The sequence below is a fragment of the Arthrobacter sp. D1-29 genome, assembly GCF_054130585.1.
In genome coordinates this window covers 2,778,209-2,796,540 of record NZ_CP096383.1, presented here as the reverse complement: position 1 = coordinate 2,796,540, position 18,332 = coordinate 2,778,209, and the positions used below count along the sequence as shown (strand labels likewise).

General features: G+C 64.3%; 17 protein-coding genes. 9 read left to right on the top strand and 8 right to left on the bottom strand.

The genetic code is table 11. The features are described from left to right. Positions 1 to 81 precede the first annotated feature (81 nt). The 4 genes from M1E17_RS12535 to M1E17_RS12520 are packed head-to-tail and all read right to left on the bottom strand — an operon-like array spanning position 82 to position 4,050. Positions 82 to 441, bottom strand: coding sequence for a non-heme iron oxygenase ferredoxin subunit (locus M1E17_RS12535; RefSeq protein WP_457962369.1), 360 nt, complete (start codon positions 439 to 441; stop codon positions 82 to 84). A gap of 17 nt (positions 442 to 458) precedes the next feature. After that, positions 459 to 1,745, bottom strand: a complete 1,287-nt coding sequence (sufD, locus tag M1E17_RS12530; RefSeq protein WP_457962368.1) for a Fe-S cluster assembly protein SufD — start codon at positions 1,743 to 1,745, stop codon at positions 459 to 461. 2 nt (positions 1,746 to 1,747) lie between these two features. Further along, entirely contained in the window at positions 1,748 to 3,211 is a 1,464-nt protein-coding gene (gene sufB, locus M1E17_RS12525; RefSeq protein WP_214959237.1) for a Fe-S cluster assembly protein SufB, read from the bottom strand. Further along, positions 3,211 to 4,050, bottom strand: coding sequence for a helix-turn-helix transcriptional regulator (locus M1E17_RS12520; RefSeq protein WP_457962367.1), 840 nt, complete (start codon positions 4,048 to 4,050; stop codon positions 3,211 to 3,213). Before M1E17_RS12520 ends, sufB begins: the two co-directional genes overlap by 1 nt. A 107-nt stretch (positions 4,051 to 4,157) precedes the next feature. On the opposite strand from M1E17_RS12520, the gene M1E17_RS12515 reads away from it, so the two are divergent. Genes M1E17_RS12515 through M1E17_RS12505 form a run of 3 tightly spaced genes read left to right on the top strand, consistent with a single transcriptional unit; the run spans position 4,158 to position 6,875 of the window. Then, on the top strand, positions 4,158 to 5,126 hold the full coding sequence (locus M1E17_RS12515; RefSeq protein WP_457962366.1) for an ABC transporter ATP-binding protein: 969 nt from the start codon (positions 4,158 to 4,160) through the stop codon (positions 5,124 to 5,126). Further along, the gene (locus M1E17_RS12510) at positions 5,123 to 5,923 is read left to right on the top strand and encodes an ABC transporter permease (protein WP_457962365.1); all 801 of its coding nucleotides are present in this window, start codon (positions 5,123 to 5,125) and stop codon (positions 5,921 to 5,923) included. The genes M1E17_RS12515 and M1E17_RS12510 overlap by 4 nt, the downstream gene beginning before the upstream one ends. A gap of 7 nt (positions 5,924 to 5,930) precedes the next feature. Continuing rightward, positions 5,931 to 6,875: a COX15/CtaA family protein gene (locus M1E17_RS12505; RefSeq protein WP_457962364.1), complete on the top strand. Its 945-nt coding sequence runs from the start codon at positions 5,931 to 5,933 to the stop codon at positions 6,873 to 6,875. Positions 6,876 to 7,012: 137 nt separating this feature from the next. On the opposite strand, the gene M1E17_RS12500 is transcribed toward M1E17_RS12505, so the two are convergent. Beyond that, positions 7,013 to 7,972: a heme o synthase gene (locus M1E17_RS12500; RefSeq protein ID WP_457962363.1), complete on the bottom strand. Its 960-nt coding sequence runs from the start codon at positions 7,970 to 7,972 to the stop codon at positions 7,013 to 7,015. Between the two features lie 519 nt (positions 7,973 to 8,491). On the opposite strand from M1E17_RS12500, the gene tkt reads away from it, so the two are divergent. The 6 genes from tkt to pgl are packed head-to-tail and all read left to right on the top strand — an operon-like array spanning position 8,492 to position 16,721. Next, the gene (gene tkt / locus M1E17_RS12495; RefSeq protein ID WP_457967738.1) at positions 8,492 to 10,609 is read left to right on the top strand and encodes a transketolase; all 2,118 of its coding nucleotides are present in this window, start codon (positions 8,492 to 8,494) and stop codon (positions 10,607 to 10,609) included. Between the two features lie 24 nt (positions 10,610 to 10,633). After that, entirely contained in the window at positions 10,634 to 11,749 is a 1,116-nt protein-coding gene (gene tal, locus M1E17_RS12490; protein WP_457962362.1) for a transaldolase, read from the top strand. 5 nt (positions 11,750 to 11,754) lie between these two features. Continuing rightward, positions 11,755 to 13,389, top strand: a complete 1,635-nt coding sequence (locus M1E17_RS12485) for a glucose-6-phosphate isomerase (protein WP_457962361.1) — start codon at positions 11,755 to 11,757, stop codon at positions 13,387 to 13,389. Positions 13,390 to 13,403: 14 nt separating this feature from the next. Next, entirely contained in the window at positions 13,404 to 14,975 is a 1,572-nt protein-coding gene (gene zwf / locus M1E17_RS12480) for a glucose-6-phosphate dehydrogenase (protein WP_457962360.1), read from the top strand. Beyond that, positions 14,972 to 15,913: a glucose-6-phosphate dehydrogenase assembly protein OpcA gene (locus tag M1E17_RS12475; RefSeq protein WP_457962359.1), complete on the top strand. Its 942-nt coding sequence runs from the start codon at positions 14,972 to 14,974 to the stop codon at positions 15,911 to 15,913. Before zwf ends, M1E17_RS12475 begins: the two co-directional genes overlap by 4 nt. A gap of 37 nt (positions 15,914 to 15,950) precedes the next feature. After that, the gene (gene pgl, locus M1E17_RS12470) at positions 15,951 to 16,721 is read left to right on the top strand and encodes a 6-phosphogluconolactonase (RefSeq protein WP_457967737.1); all 771 of its coding nucleotides are present in this window, start codon (positions 15,951 to 15,953) and stop codon (positions 16,719 to 16,721) included. On the opposite strand, the gene M1E17_RS12465 is transcribed toward pgl, so the two are convergent. From M1E17_RS12465 to tpiA, 3 genes are all read right to left on the bottom strand, one after another. Continuing rightward, complete coding sequence (locus M1E17_RS12465) at positions 16,674 to 17,069, bottom strand: RNA polymerase-binding protein RbpA (protein ID WP_457962358.1); 396 nt, start codon at positions 17,067 to 17,069, stop codon at positions 16,674 to 16,676. The genes pgl and M1E17_RS12465 overlap by 48 nt on opposite strands. 111 nt (positions 17,070 to 17,180) lie before the next feature. After that, the gene (gene secG / locus M1E17_RS12460; protein WP_160670806.1) at positions 17,181 to 17,438 is read right to left on the bottom strand and encodes a preprotein translocase subunit SecG; all 258 of its coding nucleotides are present in this window, start codon (positions 17,436 to 17,438) and stop codon (positions 17,181 to 17,183) included. A gap of 50 nt (positions 17,439 to 17,488) precedes the next feature. Then, positions 17,489 to 18,304, bottom strand: a complete 816-nt coding sequence (tpiA, locus tag M1E17_RS12455; protein ID WP_457962357.1) for a triose-phosphate isomerase — start codon at positions 18,302 to 18,304, stop codon at positions 17,489 to 17,491. Positions 18,305 to 18,332: the final 28 nt, after the last annotated feature.

The window sequence follows — 18,332 nt, the reverse complement described above, 5'->3', positions numbered from 1 at the left end:
CTTCCGGCTGCGGTGCGGTTTTAGTCTGGAAGTTGGTTCTGTTGCTGTTGCTGTTGTTCTTTGCCTATGGCAAGGAGGCTGCTAGCCAAAGTTGGGGGCTTCCGCACCGTTGACCACGTTGGTGAAGTCCACATAGACCTCATCCCCGACGATCTCGACGGCGAACACCGGGACCGGGTCATACGCCGGCAGCTGCAGCGGTTCCCCGCTTCGCAGATCGAACTGGGAGCCGTGGCCCCAGCACTCGATCATGCAGCCTTCCACCTCGCCCTCGGACAAGGAAATGTCCGCGTGTGAGCAGGTGTCGCCGATGGCGTGGATCTCGCCCATGGAGTCCTTGACGATGGCTACGGGGTAGTCATCGATCAGGATCCGCAGCGCCTGCTTGAGCTGGATTTCATCCACCTTGCAGACGAATTCGCCCTTTGGCTTGTCAGTCATCTGTAGTCCTGTGCCGTCTAGTTGTTGGTCACGGCGAGCTCGCGCTCAACAGCGTCCGTGAGCCGCTCTTCGAGGGCCGGAACCTTGATCTGCTGGATGATCTCGTGGAGGAAGCCGCGGACTACCAGGCGGCGCGCAACATCCTCGGGGATGCCGCGGGCCATGAGGTAGAACAGGTGCTCGTCGTCCAGGCGCCCTGTGGCACTGGCGTGGCCGGCACCCTTGATCAGGCCTGTTTCAATTTCCAGGTTCGGAACCGAGTCGGCGCGCGCGCCGTCGGTGAGCAGCAGGTTGCGGTTGGCCTCGTAGCTGTCGGTGCCTTCGGCTTCCTTGCGAATCAGGACGTCGCCAACCCACACGGCGTGGGCGTTCCTGCCCTGCAGGGCGCCCTTGTACAGGACGTTGGAGGTGCAGTTGGCCACGGCATGGTCTACGAACAGCCGCTGCTCCAGGTGCTGGCCGGCGTCGGCGAAGTACAGGCCGAACATTTCAGCCTCGCCGCCGGGGGCGGTGAAGCGGGCCGAGGGGGTTACCCGGACGAGGTCTCCGCCGAGGCTGACCACCACGTGCTTGAGCTTGGCGTCACGGCCGATTTTCGCCTGCTGGGAGGAGGCGTGGACGGCGTCGTCGTTCCATTCCTGGAGGGAGACAACGGTGAGGTCGGCGCCGTCTTCAACAACGATTTCAACGTTTTCGGAGACGACAGCCGAGCCCTGGTGGTCCAGGACCACAACTGACTTGGAGAACTTTTCTGCCACGATCACCAGGTGCTGGGCGGCCGCTTCGGTCGCCAGGCCGGTGATGAGGACGGTGATTTCCGTGTCAGCCTCAAATTCGGCCGGGACGGTGATGACGGTGGCTTCGCTGAAGTTCTCCCAGGCGTTGGCGGACACTCGGTCCTCCGGGATGCCGGCAGTACCAATGCGCTTGTCCTCGCGGGCAACCGTTTCCACCTGAACCCGGTCCGGGCCGCTGACGGTAACGGCCGGAGCCGCCCCTGCGAGGACCTCGCTGTGAAGTCCGCGCAGCCGTTTGAGCGGCGTGAACCGCCAGTCCTCTTCCAGGCCGGTGAGGGGCTTGAAGTCAGCCAGGTTGTAGGAGGTCAGGCGGCCGGCGCGTGAGCTGTCCGGGATGCCGACACCGCCGCCATGGGAGTGGCTCTTAACCGCTTCTCCCGCAAGCGGGGCCTTGGAGGCGGCCGCGTTGATCGGCGACAGGCTTTCGCCCTCTTCGGTGAAGCCGTTGATAAACGGCTGGGCTGAGGGCGCGCCGATGCGCGCCTTTTCGGTAGTGATTTCAGTCATCGTTATCCGACGGACCCTTCCATCTGCAGTTCAATCAGGCGGTTCAGCTCAAGTGCGTACTCCATCGGGAGTTCGCGGGCAATTGGTTCGATGAAGCCGCGGACGATCATCGCCATGGCTTCGTCTTCGCGCATGCCGCGGGACATCAGGTAGAAGAGCTGCTCTTCGCTGACCCGTGAAACGGTTGCTTCGTGGCCCATGACAACGTCATCCTCGCGGATGTCGATGTACGGGTAGGTGTCCGAACGGCTGATGGTGTCCACCAGCAGGGCGTCGCAGCGGACGGTGTTGGCAGAGTGCTTGGCACCTTCGCGGACCTGGACCAGGCCGCGGTATGCTGCACGTCCGCCGCCGCGGGCAACAGACTTGGAGATGATGGAGCTCTTGGTGTTCGGCGCGATGTGCACCATCTTGGATCCGGTGTCCTGGTGCTGGCCGGCGCCGGCGAAGGCGATGGACAGGGTTTCGCCCTTGGCGTGCTCGCCCACCAGGTAGACAGCCGGGTATTTCATGGTGACCTTGGAACCGATGTTGCCGTCAACCCATTCCATGGTGGCGCCTTCTTCGCAGATGGCACGCTTGGTCACCAGGTTGTACACGTTGGTGGACCAGTTCTGGATGGTGGTGTAACGGACGCGTGCGCCCTTCTTGACAATGATTTCCACCACGGCGGAGTGCAGCGAGTCCGAGGTGTAGATCGGAGCGGTGCAGCCTTCGATGTAGTGGACGTAGGAGTCCTCGTCGGCGATGATCAGGGTCCGCTCGAACTGGCCCATGTTTTCCGTGTTGATGCGGAAGTATGCCTGCAGCGGAATGTCCACGTGGACGCCCTTGGGGACATACACAAAGGAGCCGCCGGACCAGACTGCCGTGTTCAGGGAAGCGAATTTGTTGTCGCCCACCGGAATGACCGTGCCGAAGTACTCCTGGAAGATCTCCGGGTGCTCGCGCAGTGCCGTATCGGTGTCCAGGAAGATGACACCCTGTGCTTCCAGGTCCTCACGGATCTGGTGGTACACAACTTCGGACTCATACTGTGCGGCCACACCTGAGACGAGGCGGCTGCGCTCAGCTTCCGGGATACCCAGCTTTTCATAGGTGTTCCGGATGTCCTCGGGCAGGTCTTCCCAGGTGGCGGCCTGCTTCTCGGTGGACCGGACGAAGTACTTGATGTTGTCGAAGTCGATGCCGGAGAGGTCTGCACCCCAGGTGGGCATGGGCTTGCGGTCGAAGTACTTCAGGCCCTTCAGGCGAAGGTCCAGCATCCATTCCGGCTCGCTCTTCTTGTCCGAAATATCGCGGACAACCTCGTCGCTGATACCGCGGCGGGCGTTGGCACCGACGTCGTTCTTGTCGGACCATCCGTACTCGTACGTGCCGATGCCGTGAAGCTCAGGATTCTTTTCCAGAATCTCCGAGATCACAGTGTCTTCGGCTACCGCTTTCTCTGATAGTTGGTCCGTCATCACGGCCTTTCTTGCTGATGGTTGTTTACTTCATTCAGGCTGGCGGGGGCGGCTACCGGGATTTGGGGTCCCATAGCAGCCAGCCGGCCTGTAGGTATGTGGGTGGTACAGACGTGGCCGCCGCGTGCCAGGGTGGACAGCCGGCGCACGTCCACGCCTACGAGCCGGGCAAAGACCTCGGTCTCGACATCGCAGAAGACGGGGAAATGCGCCGCAAGCTGCTGGATGGGGCAGTGCCCCTGGCAGAGCTGGACGCTGGAAAGCGCCGCGGGCAAAGGGGCTTTGGCCTCGATCGAGGCGGCAGACGCCACAAAACCGTCCCGGCTGAGGGCGGCGGACAGTGCGCGGGCCCGTGCGGTGATATCCGGACCGGCCTTTTCGATCTCCGGCGCATACCGGCGCTCCATGTCAGCAAAACGCTCGACGGCGAATTCCCGCACCGCTTCTTCGCCGCCCATTTGCTGGAGCTGCTTGAGTGCAAGGGTGGCGATGTCCAGGTAGTCGTTGCCAAGGGTGGATTGCCCTTGGGAACTGAGGACGTACCGGCGGGCCGGGCGGCCCGCTCCGGCACCGGCCCTGGCCACGCGCTTGACCTCGATGACACCGCTGCGGGAAAGGTGATCCAGGTGGCGGCGGACGGCGGCCGGAGTAAATCCGAGCATGTCACCGAGTTCGGCCGCGCTGATGGGCCCGTGCTCCAGGACGGCGCCCAGGACACGGTCCCGGGTGCGCTCGTCCGCGTCAGCCACCGGCACGGCAGCGAGATGGCCGCCCTCGGTGGTGCGCGGCGCTCCGTGCCCGGCAAAAGGCACAGCAGAAGCATTGGTCATGGAATACACAACACAATCATGTCGTAATTTACTCCCCCCTTCCAGTAAGGTGAGGCTGGCCTGCGTACGGCACCGAAACAAAACTGGTGCAGTACTACATCGCGTAGAATGCTGGGGTGCGTTCCCCCCAATCCCCGGTTCTGTCCATCAGCGGGTTAATTAAGGATGTTGGTCCGCTGGCCGCCCTGGATGGAAAAATGCTCCGTGTGGTCAGCGGTGTTTCGCTGGTTGCTGAGCGGGGCCAGGTTACTGCCCTCCTTGGCGCGAATGGCGCCGGGAAAACCACCACCATTGAATGCGCCCAGGGCCTTCAAAAGCGCAGTGGCGGGACTATTTCCCTGCTGGGTGAGGATCCCGCCCGTGCGGGCGCAGAACTCCGCTCCCGGGTAGGGATCATGCTCCAGGACGGCGGCCTCCCGCCGTCGGCCCGTCCGATCCCCCTGCTGAAACACATCGCGGGTATGTATTCGCACCCGCGGCCTGTGCATGAGCTGGTGGAGCGGTTGGGGATCGACGGATTCAGCCGGACCACTGTCCGCCGTCTCTCCGGCGGACAGAAGCAGCGGCTGGCACTTGCAGCGGCGCTGATCGGAAACCCCGAGGTCCTGTTCCTCGATGAGCCCAGCGCAGGACTGGATCCCCAGTCCCGGCAGCTGGTGTTTGAACTGATCTCGGAGCTGCGGGACGCCGGGATGGGCATCGTCCTGACCACCCACCTGATGGACGACGCCCAACGGCTGGCCGACTACGTCTACATCATCGACGCCGGCAGGAACGTGGCGGAAGGCACCGTGTCCCAGCTGCTCCAGCGGGATCCCGCTGTCGAGGATGGCGTTGACCACGTCCGGACGCTTTTCTTTGAGGCCCCGGCGGGCCTGGACTTTTCCGGCGTCCTCCCCGAAGGCATCGCGGTCAGTGAGACGCGTGCGGGCAGTTACGTCGCCACCGGAGCCCTGACCCCCCAGGATCTTGCCTCGTTGGCAACCTGGTGGGCCGCCCACGGTGTGATGCCCGGTTCCATGAGCCTGGAGGCACGCAGCCTCGAGGACGTTTTCCTTGACATTTCCGGGAAGGAGATCCGATGAACGGTCTGCCCACGGTTTCCGTGCCGGCATCGCCGGGCAGCCGCTCGGCCTCGCCGCCGGCTGCCGCCCCTCTGCTGCGCCGCATCCTGCTGCAGGGCAAGTACGAGTCCCTGACCATGATCCGCAATGGCGAACAGCTCATCCTGGCCGTTGTGCTCCCACTCCTTGCGCTGGTTGGCCTGACGGTGACCCCGTTTCTCGACGGGCTGGGGGCGAGCCGGATCAACGTGGCAGTCCCGGGCATCCTGGCACTCTGTGCCATGTCCACGGCGTTTACGGGCCAGGGAATTTCCACCGGGTTCGACAGGCGTTACGGCGTGCTTCGGTTCCTTTCCACCACTCCGCTGGGGCGCGTGGGCCTCATCGCCGGCAAGGTGCTGGCGGTCCTGGTGGTTCTTACCCTGCAGATCGGCGTGGTCACAGCAGTTGCCGTACCGTTGGGCTGGCAGCCTCCCGCCGCTGGCTGGCTGCCCGGCATTTCCCTTCTTGTTCTGGGCGCCGCGGCCTTTACAGCTTTGGGACTTCTGGTGGCCGGGACGGTTCGGCCCGAGGCCACGCTGGCCATCACCAACCTGCTGTGGATCCTGCTCGGCGCCCTGGGCGGGATAGTTATCCCTGCCGTACGGCTCCCGGACGCGGCACAGGCAGTGGTGCATTACCTTCCTTCCGGTGCCCTGGGCGAAGCCTTGCGCGAAGCATTCCTGCACGGCACGCTCAATGGCGGCGCCGCGCTTATCCTGCTGGCCTGGACCATCCTTGGCGGGGCCGCAGCCATCCGTTGGTTCAAGTGGAATTGAGATATTCGTGAGCACGGCTTCACGCCTCCCCCAGTTCGCCGGCCGCCTCTTCGCAGGTTTGCCCCGTACCGTGGACACCCGGGTCCGCCGCCTCGCGGTGGCCTCCCTTATCGGCCAGACCCTCCTGGTGGTCACCGGCGGCGCTGTCCGGCTGACGGCGTCGGGCCTGGGCTGTCCCACCTGGCCCCGCTGCACTGACACGTCGCTGGTGAACACCCCGGAAATGGGGATCCATGGATTCATCGAGTTCGGCAACAGGCTGCTGACCTTTGCCCTCGCGGCAGTGGCGGCACTCATGCTGGTCTACCTGTGGAACCTTCGCAAGGAACGCCGGGACCTCTTCCTGCTGGCGCTTGGCCTGCTGGCGAGCATTCCGGCTCAGGCTGTGATCGGCGGCATCACGGTGCTGACCAACCTCAACCCGTGGGTTGTCGGGCTGCACTTCCTCGTCTCCATGGCCCTTGTGGTGTTCGCCACGCTGCTGGTGAACCGGGCCTACGGCCGGACCGGCCGCTTTGCCACTACCCGGCTCCCCGCGCTGCCGGGCGTCCTGCGTCCGGTGACGGCCGCCGTCGCGCTTTTCTCAGCCGTTGCGGTGATGCTGGGCGTGGTGGTGACCGGCGCGGGTCCGCATGCGGGCGACGCCGACGCGCCGCGGAACGGGCTGGACTGGGACCTCTTCTCCCACATCCACGCCGTTCCTGCCTACCTCATCACGGCCGGAACGCTCTTTGCGCTGGTGATGGTTTTCAGGGCGCGGATCTCCGGGCCCTTCAGGACGGCGGCCTTGATGCTCCTGGCCGTGACCCTGCTGCAGGCGGTCATCGGCTTTACGCAGTACTACAACGGAATTCCTGCCCTGCTGGTCGCGGCGCACATGCTCGGTGCGGCCCTGCTCATGAGCGCAGCAACCAACGCTGCCGACGTCGCCCGTTCGAGCCCGGTCAAGTAGCCCGGCAACACCCCAACGCTCCCTTATATCCTGCGGCCTGAAGAGCGTTAGGTTCCTTCCGCCGATGCCCTATCACTTTTGGTCCCCTGGCAGCCGGTTCAGGGACCAAAAGTGATAGGGCATCGTTACGGCGGAGGTTAGCCCACGATGGCGGAGCCGACGAACGGGTCGACGGCCAGTGCGATGAAGAGCAGTGTCAGGTAGCTGATGGATCCGTGGAATACCTTCATGGCCCGCTTGTCCGGGATGTCTTCGCGGTGGGCGCGGATGTACAGGGAGTGTGATTCGTACAGGAACCAGGCGCCGGCCAGCACCGCGGTCACGGTGTAGACCCAGCCTGCCCCGCCTGCCGGAACCATCAGCAGTGAGCATGCAACCATGGCCCACGCGTAGAGGACCACCTGGACCGAGACCACCTTGGCGCCGGCGATGGCACCGAGCATGGGCACGTTGGCGTTGCGGTAATCCTCGCCGTAGCGCATGGACAGCGGCCAGTAATGCGGCGGAGTCCACAGGAAGATGACCATAAAGAGGATCACCGCCGGCCACTCCACCGAGTTGGTGACGGCAGCCCAGGCGATCAGGACGGGAAAGCAGCCCGCGGCCCCGCCCCACACAATGTTTTGCGCCGTGCGTCGCTTCAGGATGATGGTGTAGATGACCACGTAGAAGAAGATGGCAGCCAGTCCCAGCCATGCCGCCAGCGGGTTGGCGCCGAACCAGAGGATAACGATCGCGGCGACGCCCAGGAGCCAGGAGAAGATGAGCGCTTCACGGGGGGTCACTTCGCCCGTGACCAGGGGCCGGTTCTCGGTCCGGTGCATCAGTTTGTCGATGTCCCGGTCAATGTAGCAGTTGAAAGCACCGGCGCTGCCGGCGGCAAAGGCACCGCCCACGAGCGTGGCCAGGATGAGCCCGACGGAGGGAAAACCCCGCTCCGCATAGATCATGGTGGGCAGCGTGCTCACCAACAGCAGTTCGATAACCCGCGGCTTCGTGAGGGCGAAATACGCCTTGGCCTTGCGGGCCAGCCCTGCTCCCCCTCTGGCCCGGGAAGCGTTCAGCGGCGTATCGGTTGTGCTCACGGTGGCAGTCACCCGTTCTGTTTGGCAGTTCTGTCTGCTGTGCAGCTGTCTGTGCGGCCGTGTTGCCCGGGCTACTCCAGGGAAAGGACGAATCCAGGAGTTCGGGCAACGGCCAAAGGTTTCCGTCAGCCCTGATCAGGGCCGGGCAACCCGGCATAAGCCTTCCCTATCATACCGTGCCTGCACAGGACGGGCGGCGCCGCTTTAGGCCGAGATGATCGCGCGCAGGCTGTTTCGATCAGATTAAGTCAGCGGCCCGGAACAGTGATTCACATAAGGGGAAATTGCGTCCACTACGTGAGATTTGCGCAGACCGGAGAGTGGAATCGAGCTAAGCTGTCACCAGATCAGCAGGCAGCGGGAGAAGCAGTGGAAAACGCATTCCCACCATGCCGGCGACTGAGTGATAGATCAACGTTTCGATGGTGAACGGCTGGTACACACCGCAGCGGGCACCACAGCGTGCCCCCGACCGGATCCGGTGTACCGCCCGCCATCAGCACAGAGAGGGGCCCGGTTTTCGTGCCACATTTGGAAGAGCAAGAACTGTCATGGACCAGCTTGGACCAGCGCGCCGTGGATACCGTCCGGGTATTGGCTGCGGACGCTGTGGAGAAGGTGGGGAACGGCCACCCCGGCACGGCCATGAGCCTTGCGCCTGCCGCATACCTTCTCTTTCAGAAGCTCATGCGCCACGATCCGCGGAATCCCGATTGGCTGGGACGTGACCGTTTCATCCTGTCCCCCGGCCACACGTCACTGACGCTGTACATCCAGCTGTTCCTCTCCGGCTACGGCCTGGAGCTGAAGGACCTTGAGGCCCTTCGCACCTGGAATTCCCTCACCCCGGGGCACCCGGAGTACAAGCACACCGCCGGTGTGGAGATCACCACCGGCCCGCTGGGCCAGGGACTCGCCTCCTCAGTAGGCTTCGCCTACTCCCAGCGCCGCCAACGCGGACTGTTCGACGCCGATGCTGCCGCCGGCACCAGCCCGTTCGACCACACCATCTGGGTTATCGCCTCCGACGGCGACCTCCAGGAGGGCGTCACCGCCGAGGCTTCCTCACTGGCCGGCCACCAGGAGCTGGGCAACCTGGTAGTTATCTACGATGAGAACCACATCTCCATCGAGGACGATACGGACATCTCCTTCACCGAAGACGTCCTGAAGCGCTACGAAGCCTACGGCTGGCACACCCAGCGCGTGGACTGGACCAAGACCGGCGAATACAAGGAAGACGTGCAGGAGCTCTACTCCGCACTGCTCGCCGCCAAGGCTGAGACCTCCAAGCCTTCCATCGTCTCGCTGCGCACCATCATCGGTTACCCGGCCCCGAAGAAGCAGAACACCGGCAAGATCCACGGTTCCGCACTCGGCTCCGAGGAAGTAGCGGCACTGAAGGAGGTCCTGGGGTTCGATCCCGCGAAGTCTTTTGAGGTTGACCAGGACGTCCTGGCGCACGCCCGCGCCGTGGTGGACCGTGGAGCAGCCGCCCGCAAGGAATGGGAGGAATCCTTCAACTCCTGGCAGGCGTCCAACCCGGAAGGCGCCGCGCTCCTGCAGCGGATCGAAGCCCGTGAACTGCCGGAAGGCCTGGACGCAGCACTGCCGGTCTTCCCGGCGGGCAAGGACGTGTCCACCCGTGCAGCGTCCGGCAAGGTCCTCAACGGGCTGGGCCCGGTCATGCCGGAACTCTGGGGCGGCTCCGCTGACCTCGCCGAATCCAACAACACCACCATCGAGGGCTCGCCGTCGTTTGTGCCGGCATCCAAGCAGACTGACGCGTGGTCCGGCAACCCCTACGGCCGGGTGCTCCACTTTGGTATCCGTGAGCACGCGGCGGCTGCGATCGTGAACGGCATCAGCCTCCACGGCAACACCCGTTCCTTCTCCGGTACGTTCCTCATCTTCAGTGACTACCAGCGCCCCGCTATCCGGCTTGGTGCCCTGATGGGTGTCCCGTCGCTGTACGTCTGGACCCATGACTCCATTGGCCTGGGCGAAGACGGTCCCACCCACCAGCCCGTGGAACAGCTGGCGTCACTGCGTGCCATCGTGGGCCTGGACGTTGTCCGCCCCGGCGACGCCAACGAGGTGGCCATGGCATGGAAGACCATGCTGGAGAACCACGAGAACCCGGCCGGCATTGTGCTGACCCGCCAGAACATCCCCACCTACGCCCGTGGCGAGGGCAAGGCCGACGGCGACACCTTCGGTTCGGTTTCCGGTGTGGCCAAGGGCGGCTACGTGCTGGCTGAGGCGTCCCGGGACGGCGCCACGGTTCCGGCCGACGTCATCCTCATTGGCACCGGCTCCGAAGTCCAGCTTGCCGTCCAGGCCCGCGAAGCACTCCAGGCTGAAGGCATCGCTGCCCGCGTTGTCTCCATGCCGTGCGTGGAGTGGTTCAAGAAGCAGGACGCCGCGTACCGCGAATCCGTACTTCCGGCCGGCGTCAAAGCCCGTGTGTCCGTCGAAGCCGGGCTTGCCCTGGGCTGGCGGGAATTCGTCGGCGACGCCGGACGTTCCGTCTCGCTCGAGCACTACGGCGCTTCCGCTGACTACAAGCGCCTTTTCCAGGAGTTCGGCATTACCGCGGAGGCTGTCGCCGCCGCTGCCAAGGACTCCCTCGCTGGCCTGCAGGCCTGAATCTGAATTCCAGGAGATACGAAAATGACTACCCCCACACAGCAGCTGTCCGACGCCGGCGTTTCCATCTGGCTTGATGACCTTTCCCGCGGCCGCCTCAAGACCGGCACGCTCCGAAAGCTCATCGAAGAGAAGAACGTTGTTGGTGTCACCACCAACCCCTCTATCTTCCACGCCGCCATCACCACCGGCACTGACTACGACGCCACCATCGCAGCCCAGGCCGCCGCGGGCGCCAGCATCGAAGAGACCATCTTCGAAATCACCACCACCGACGTCGCTGATGCCTGCGACCTGTTCGCCCCCGTTGCCGCGGCAACCAAGGGAGTTGACGGCCGCGTTTCGATCGAGGTGGATCCCCGCCTCGCCTGGGACACCGCCGGAACCATCGCGGAAGCCAAGCACCTGTACAAGAAGGTGAACAAGGACAACGTCCACATCAAGATCCCGGCAACCCTTGAAGGCCTTGAGGCGATCACCGCCACCCTGGCCGAGGGAATCAGCGTGAACGTCACCCTGATCTTCTCGCTGGAGCGGTACCGCGCTGTGATCAACGCCTTCCAGTCAGGGCTTGAGCAGGCCAAGGAGAACGGGCACGACCTCTCCAAGATCCACTCGGTGGCCTCGTTCTTCGTTTCCCGCGTGGATTCCGAGATCGACAAGCGCCTCGACGCCATTGGCACCGATGAGGCCAAGGCCCTCAAGGGCAAGGCCGGCGTGGCAAACGCCCGCCTGGCCTACCAGGTCTACGAGGAGCTCTTCGCCACGGAGCGCTGGGCCCTGCTGGCCGACGCCGGCGCCCTCCCCCAGCGCCCGCTGTGGGCTTCCACCGGTGTGAAGGATCCGGCCTACCCGGACACCCTGTACGTGACCGAACTGGTTGCCCGCGGCGTGGTCAACACCATGCCGGAGAAGACGCTGGACGCCACGTTCGACCACGGTGTCGTCACCGGTGACACCATCACCGGCACCTACGCCGAGGCCAACGCAACCCTTGACGCGCTGGACGCCCTGGGCATTTCCTATAACGAGGTTGTTACGCTCCTCGAATCCGAGGGCCTGGACAAGTTCGTGGCCAGCTGGAAGGAACTTTTGGCTGACGTTGAAGGTGCCCTCGCCTCTGCACGGAAGGCTTCCTAGTCCATATGAGTACTCTCAGCTACGACGCCACCGGTGCCGCACAGAAGGCACTTGAACAGCACCTGCCGGTCCTCGTTGAGGAGCGCAGTGCCACCCGGATCTTCGCCAAGGACCACACCCTGTGGGGTTCCGACGCCGAAGCCGAGTCGGCAGTCCGCCTCGGCTGGGTTGAGGCAGCCACCGTCTCGCAGCCCCTGGTTCCAGGCATCCTGGAACTGCGCGATGCCCTCAGGGCCGAAGGTGTCACCCGGATCGTGCTTTGCGGCATGGGCGGATCATCGCTTGCCCCCGAGGTGATCGCCGGCACCGCTGGCGTCGAGCTGACCGTATTGGACAGCACCGACCCCGACCAGGTCAGTGCAGCCCTCGCGGACCGGCTGGCCGAGACCGCCATTGTGGTTTCATCCAAGTCCGGTTCCACCCTGGAGACCGACTCACAGCGCAGGATCTTCGAACACGCCTTCAACGAGGCCGGCATCGATGCAAAGAGCCGGATCATCATTGTGACCGATCCCGGTTCCCCGCTGGACAAGGCGTCCCGCGAAGCCGGTTACCGGGCCGTCTTCAACGCCGACCCCAACGTCGGCGGTCGCTACTCCGCCCTCACCGCATTCGGCCTGGTGCCCTCGGGCCTGGCCGGCGTGGACATCCAGGCCTTCCTGGACGAGGCCGAGGAAGCTGCCGAAATTCTGAACGAGGACGCCCCGGAGAACATCGGGCTGGCCCTCGGAACGGCCCTGGGCGGCACCAGCCCGTTGCGGGACAAGATTGTCATCGCAGAGGACGGCTCCGGCATTGTGGGCTTCGCGGACTGGGCCGAACAGCTCATCGCCGAGTCCACCGGCAAGCTCGGGACCGGTGTCCTGCCGGTGGTGGCCGGCCCCTCCTCACCCGAGGTCACTTCCGGCGCCGAGGACGTCCTGGTGGTGCGGCTGGTAGCCGCTGACGCCGACGTCGAACTCGGTGAAAACGAGGTCGCCATTGCGGGCGGCCTGGCAACGCAGATGATGGTTTGGGAATTCGCCACGGCCGTCGCCGGACGGCTGCTGGGTATCAACCCGTTTGACCAGCCCGACGTCGAGGCTGCCAAGGTGGCTGCCCGCGGCCTGCTGGACGCCCAGCCGGAACCCACGCCCGCTGCGTTTGTTGACGGTGCCATCGAAGTACGCGGCGGTGACTGGCTCGGCGACGCCACCACTGCCGAGGACGCCGTGCACGCACTGCTGGGGACTCTTGCCGCGGACAGCTACCTCAGTGTCCAGGCATACTTTGACCGGCTCGCTTTCGCGCAGCTCGAGGGCATCCGGGACGAACTGGCAGCAGTCAGCGGCCGTCCCGTCACCTTCGGCTGGGGTCCGCGCTTCCTGCACTCCACCGGCCAATTCCACAAGGGGGGCCCCGCTATCGGCGTCTTCCTCCAGGTCACTGCGGCTCCCGCCGCCGATCTGGCCATCCCTGACCGTCCCTTTACGTTCGGGGAACTGATCTCTGCGCAGGCCGCGGGCGACGCCCAGGTCCTGGCTGGCCATGGACGGCCCGTACTGCGTCTGCACCTGACCGACCGCGCCGCCGGGGTGGCACAGCTGCAGGCAATTGTCGCAGCGCTTGCCGCACGGTCAGCATCCGTCACTGAAAGCTAAGGCAAAAAGCAACCATGCCAGAAACTGAATACGGCAGGACATCCGGGTTGCGTCCGGGTAAATTGGGGCGGAATCCGTTGCGGGATCCGCGGGACCGCCGCCTGAACCGGATCGCCGGTCCGTCGTCGCTGGTGCTCTTTGGAGTTACCGGTGACCTTGCCCGCAAGAAGCTCATGCCGGCCGTGTATGACCTGGCGAACCGGGGGTTGCTGCCGCCGAGTTTCGCGCTGGTTGGTTTTGCCCGGCGCGAGTGGGACAAGGAGGATTTCGCCGCTGAGGTGAAGGCTTCCGTGCAGGCCTACGCGCGCACGCCTTTTGATGAGGCGGTGTGGAACCAGCTGTCCGAGGGCATCCGTTTTGTCCAGGGTGAGTTCGACGACGACGGCGCTTTCGAGCGGCTCGGCGAGACCATTAAGGAACTTGATGATGTCCGCGGGACCCGCGGGAACCATGCGTTCTACCTCTCGATCCCGCCGAAGGCGTTCGAGCAGGTCTGCCGGCAGCTGTCCAAGCACGGACTGGCGCAGGCTGAGGGGGATAAGTGGCGGCGGGTGGTGATCGAGAAGCCGTTCGGTCATGACCTGGAGTCGGCGCGGAAGCTCAATGACATTGTGGAGTCGGTGTTCCCTGCGGATGCGGTGTTCCGGATTGATCATTATTTGGGTAAGGAGACGGTGCAGAACATTCTGGCGTTGCGGTTCGCGAACCAGTTGTTTGAGCCGTTGTGGAACGCGAATTATGTGGATCATGTCCAGATCACGATGGCTGAGGACATCGGTACGGGCGGCCGGGCGGGGTATTACGACGGTGTGGGTGCTGCGCGGGATGTGATTCAGAACCATTTGCTGCAGTTGTTGGCTTTGACCGCGATGGAGGAGCCGATTTCGTTTAATGCTGATGATTTGCGGGCGGAGAAGGAAAAGGTCCTGGCCGCGGTGAAGCTCCCGGAGGATTTGTCGGCGCATTCGGCGCGGGGGCAGTTCGCTGGTGGCTGGCAGGGTGGGGAGCAGGTCCTGGGTTACCTGGAGGAAGAGGGGATCCCGGCTGATTCGATGACGGAGACGTTCGCGGCGATCCGGGTGGATATCCATACCCGGCGCTGGGCCGGGGTGCCGTTTTATCTGCGCGCGGGCAAGCGTTTGGGGAGGCGGGTGACGGAGATCGCGGTGGTGTTCAAACGCGCCCCGAACCTGCTCTTCCGGGATCATGGTGAGGATGACTTCGGGCAGAATGCTGTGGTGATCCGGGTCCAGCCCGATGAGGGCGTGACCATCAGGTTCGGGTCCAAGGTCCCGGGCACCCAGATGGAAGTCAGGGATGTGACGATGGACTTCGGTTACGGGCACTCCTTCACCGAATCGTCCCCGGAGGCGTATGAGCGTTTGATCCTGGACGTGCTGCTGGGTGAGCCGCCGTTGTTCCCGCGGCATGAGGAAGTGGAGCTGTCCTGGAAGATCCTTGACCCGTTCGAGGACTACTGGGCCGAACTGAACGAACAGCCCGAACCCTACGCCCCGGGTTCCTGGGGCCCGGCCAGCGCTGATGAGCTGCTGGCCCGTGACGGACGAACCTGGAGAAGGCCATGATTGTTGATTTGCCGGACACCACCACCTCGAACGTGTCCAAGAAGATCATGGCCCTGCGTGAGCAGGGCGGCGTGATCGCGCTGGGCCGGGTCCTGACCCTGGTGGTCGTGACCACGTCCGGGCTCGAGGAAGAAGCGATCGAGGCCGCGAACGAGGCCAGCCGGGAACACCCCTGCCGGATCATCGTCCTCGCCGACGCCGGCAAGGACGCCCCGGACCGGCTGGACGCGCAGATCCGGGTCGGCGGGGACGCCGGCGCGTCCGAGGTGATCGTGCTGCGAGGCTACGGCCAGCTCGCGCACGAGTCCGAGTCCCTCGTCGCGGCGTTGCTGCTCCCGGACGCCCCGATCGTGGCGTGGTGGCCGCACGGCGCCCCGGAGAACGCCTGCGAAACCTCGATCGGGCGGATCGCGCACCGCCGGATCACCGATTCCGCGAACGAACCGGACCCGCAACAGGCCCTGGAAAACATACGCGCCACGTACAAAGCCGGGGATACCGATCTGGCCTGGACCCGGCTGACGAACTGGCGGATCCAGCTCGCCGCGGTCCTGGACCAGGTAGACCCCTCCCCCGTGACAGCCGTCGCGGTCGAGGGCGCCTCCGACTCCCCCTCCACCATCCTCCTCGCGGCCTGGCTCACCCTGTCCCTGGAGGCCCCCGTGACCATCGTCGCGGACCCCGCCGGCACCGGGATCCGCCGCGTCCGGCTGTCCCGTCCCGGCGGCGACGTCCAACTCTTCCGCCCCGGACTCTCCATCGCCGAACTCACCCAACCCGGCCAACCAGCCCAACGCATCTCACTCCCCCGACGCAGCCTCCGCGACTGCCTCGCCGAAGAACTCCGCCGCCTGGACCCCGACGAAGTCTTCGGAGAAGTGATTACTATTGGACTGCCACGTACCAATCTAAGGAGCGTCCGACCCAGTGAGCGTTGAGCCAAGAGTAAGCATTCATCCCGATTCGTCCGTCCTGATGGCTGCTATCGCAGCCCGCCTGATCACAAAACTTGTTGATGTGCAGGATAAGTACGGTGAGGCCACGGTGGTGCTTACTGGCGGCACGGTTGGCATCGGTACGCTGAAGGCTGTTGCTGACTCTCCGGCAGCGCCTGCCGTTGACTGGTCGCGGGTGAACTTCTGGTGGGGCGACGAACGTTTCGTGCCCGCCGGAGACGCCGACCGTAACACGAAGCAGGCTTTTGATGCTCTGCTGTCGCACATTCCGGTGGATCCCGCCAGGATCCACGAGCCTGCCTCGGCGGACGACTTTGACACCCCTGAGGAGGCGGCAGAGGACTACGCCCGCAGGCTTCGGGAGGCGGCAGAGGCCGAGCACGCTGCGGACATGTCAGATGACCGCCCGGACCAGCCTGGTGTCCTTCCGCGGCTGGACGTGGTTCTCCTGGGCGTTGGCCCCGACGCGCATGTGGCATCGCTGTTTCCGGAGCAGGGGGGCATTCGGGAGAAGTCGCTGACGGTTGTCGGCGTCCGCAACTCCCCCAAGCCCCCGCCCCTGCGCATTTCGCTGACGCTGCCGGCCATCAACACTGCCGCCGAAGTGTGGATGGTAGTGGCCGGCGAGGACAAGGCGGGAGCGGTGGGCCTGGCGCTTGCCGGCGCCAACCCGGTTCAGGTACCGGCGGCGGGCCCTCGAGGAACGTCCCGCACTCTCTGGCTTATTGACGAGAACGCCGCGTCACGGGTCCCCGGGCAACTGGTCCGCAAGGACGCCGCGGGCGCGTAACCGTTCGAGCGCTCCGGCCAGGACGTCTTCGGCGTCCTGGTCGGAGCGCCGTTCTTTAACGTATTCCAGATGGCTCTTGAAACCCTCTTCCACAGGTTCGTCAAGGGCAGCCTCCTGCCCGTCCCTTGACGCCGTCGCCCCGCATCTGCGGCAGTCCCAGACCAGCGGAATCTGGTCTTCCGGCAGCTTAATAAAAACAGGCCGCGTCTCATGTCCCTTGGCGCACCAATAGGAAACACGCATACGCGGCAATCTGTCACCGGGAAAATCATCGGACTGGTTCTTGAGGCCGGTTCCTTCCGTGACACCCACGCGGGTGCCACGGAATCCTGACGCTGTGTTTACCATCGGGACTCCTGGCTGTTAACTGAAACTGTGGCTGTTGGGTGCCAACAGCCACAGTTTAGTTCGGAGTGTCCCCTGACGGCAGTGCCGGTTCAGGATCAGGAGGAATATGGGTTAGGAGTCACCCGCGCCGCTGAAGCGCATAATCAGGCCCAGGGCAATAATGACGACGCCCCAGGTGACACCAAGGATTACGGTGAACCTGTTCAGGTTGCGCTCCGCCACACCGGAAGAGCTGAGGCCGGAGCTCATACCGCCACCGAACATGTCCGAGAGCCCGCCGCCCCGTCCCTTGTGCAGGAGGATAAGCAACGTCAGCAGAAGGCTGGTGATGCCCAGGAGGATCTGCAGAATGACATGAAGAACGTCCACGACGGCCTTTCAGAAGATTGGAATTGCGGGAGTCTGGCGCTGCGTCCGGACTACTCCGTCAGCAAATGACTCTCGAACCTGACAATATTAGCAAACTCCGCCGGATCAAGGCTTGCCCCGCCCACCAACACGCCGTCGACGTCCCGTTCGTTCAGGATGGCAGCGACGTTGCTGGACTTGACTGAGCCACCGTAGAGCAGCCGGATTTTTGCTGCAACGTCGTCGCCGAACAGTGTGGCCAGTTCGGCGCGGATGGCTGCACACATCTCCTGGGCGTCTTCCGGTCCCGCTACTTCGCCCGTACCGATGGCCCACACGGGTTCGTACGCAACAACCAGCTCGGCTGCCTGTTCCGGAGTGAGACCCTCGACGTCTGCGCGGAGCTGGTTCAGCGTGTGCTCCACGTGCGTGCCGGCCTGGCGGATTTCAAGTCCCTCTCCGACGCAGAGGACCGGGGTCACGCCATGCTTGAACGCTGCCTTGACCTTGGCGTTGAGTACTTCGTCGGATTCCTGGTGGATGGTGCGGCGTTCGCTGTGCCCCGCCAGCACGTACTTGCAGCCCAGCTTGCTGAGGAACTGGCCGGAGATGTCGCCGGTGTAGGCTCCGGAGTCGAACTGCGACAGGTCCTGGCCGCCGTAGGCAATATCGAGGTCGTCGCCCTGAACCAGGGTCTGCACGCCGCGAAGGTCGGTGAAGGGCGGGAAGACGGCAACCTCAACGCGGTTGTAGTCATGCTTCGCGTCGGACAGGGTCCAGGCCAGCTTCTGCAGGAGTGTGATGCCCTGGACATGGTCCATGTTCATCTTCCAGTTGCCCGCGATGAAGGGCGTGCGGTCAAAAGCGCCGTTCGTTGACGTAGTCACGTGTTCTCCAAAAGTTTTGAATGTATGT

Coding starts and splice junctions, on each gene's coding strand:
- M1E17_RS12535 (WP_457962369.1), bottom strand. CDS start 441: ATGACTGACAAGCCAAAGGGCGAATTCGTCTGCAAGGTGGATGAAATC.
- sufD (WP_457962368.1), bottom strand. CDS start 1,745: ATGACTGAAATCACTACCGAAAAGGCGCGCATCGGCGCGCCCTCAGCC.
- sufB (WP_214959237.1), bottom strand. CDS start 3,211: ATGACGGACCAACTATCAGAGAAAGCGGTAGCCGAAGACACTGTGATC.
- M1E17_RS12510 (WP_457962365.1), top strand. CDS start 5,123: ATGAACGGTCTGCCCACGGTTTCCGTGCCGGCATCGCCGGGCAGCCGC.
- tal (WP_457962362.1), top strand. CDS start 10,634: ATGACTACCCCCACACAGCAGCTGTCCGACGCCGGCGTTTCCATCTGG.
- M1E17_RS12485 (WP_457962361.1), top strand. CDS start 11,755: ATGAGTACTCTCAGCTACGACGCCACCGGTGCCGCACAGAAGGCACTT.
- zwf (WP_457962360.1), top strand. CDS start 13,404: ATGCCAGAAACTGAATACGGCAGGACATCCGGGTTGCGTCCGGGTAAA.
- M1E17_RS12475 (WP_457962359.1), top strand. CDS start 14,972: ATGATTGTTGATTTGCCGGACACCACCACCTCGAACGTGTCCAAGAAG.
- pgl (WP_457967737.1), top strand. CDS start 15,951: ATGGCTGCTATCGCAGCCCGCCTGATCACAAAACTTGTTGATGTGCAG.
- M1E17_RS12465 (WP_457962358.1), bottom strand. CDS start 17,069: ATGGTAAACACAGCGTCAGGATTCCGTGGCACCCGCGTGGGTGTCACG.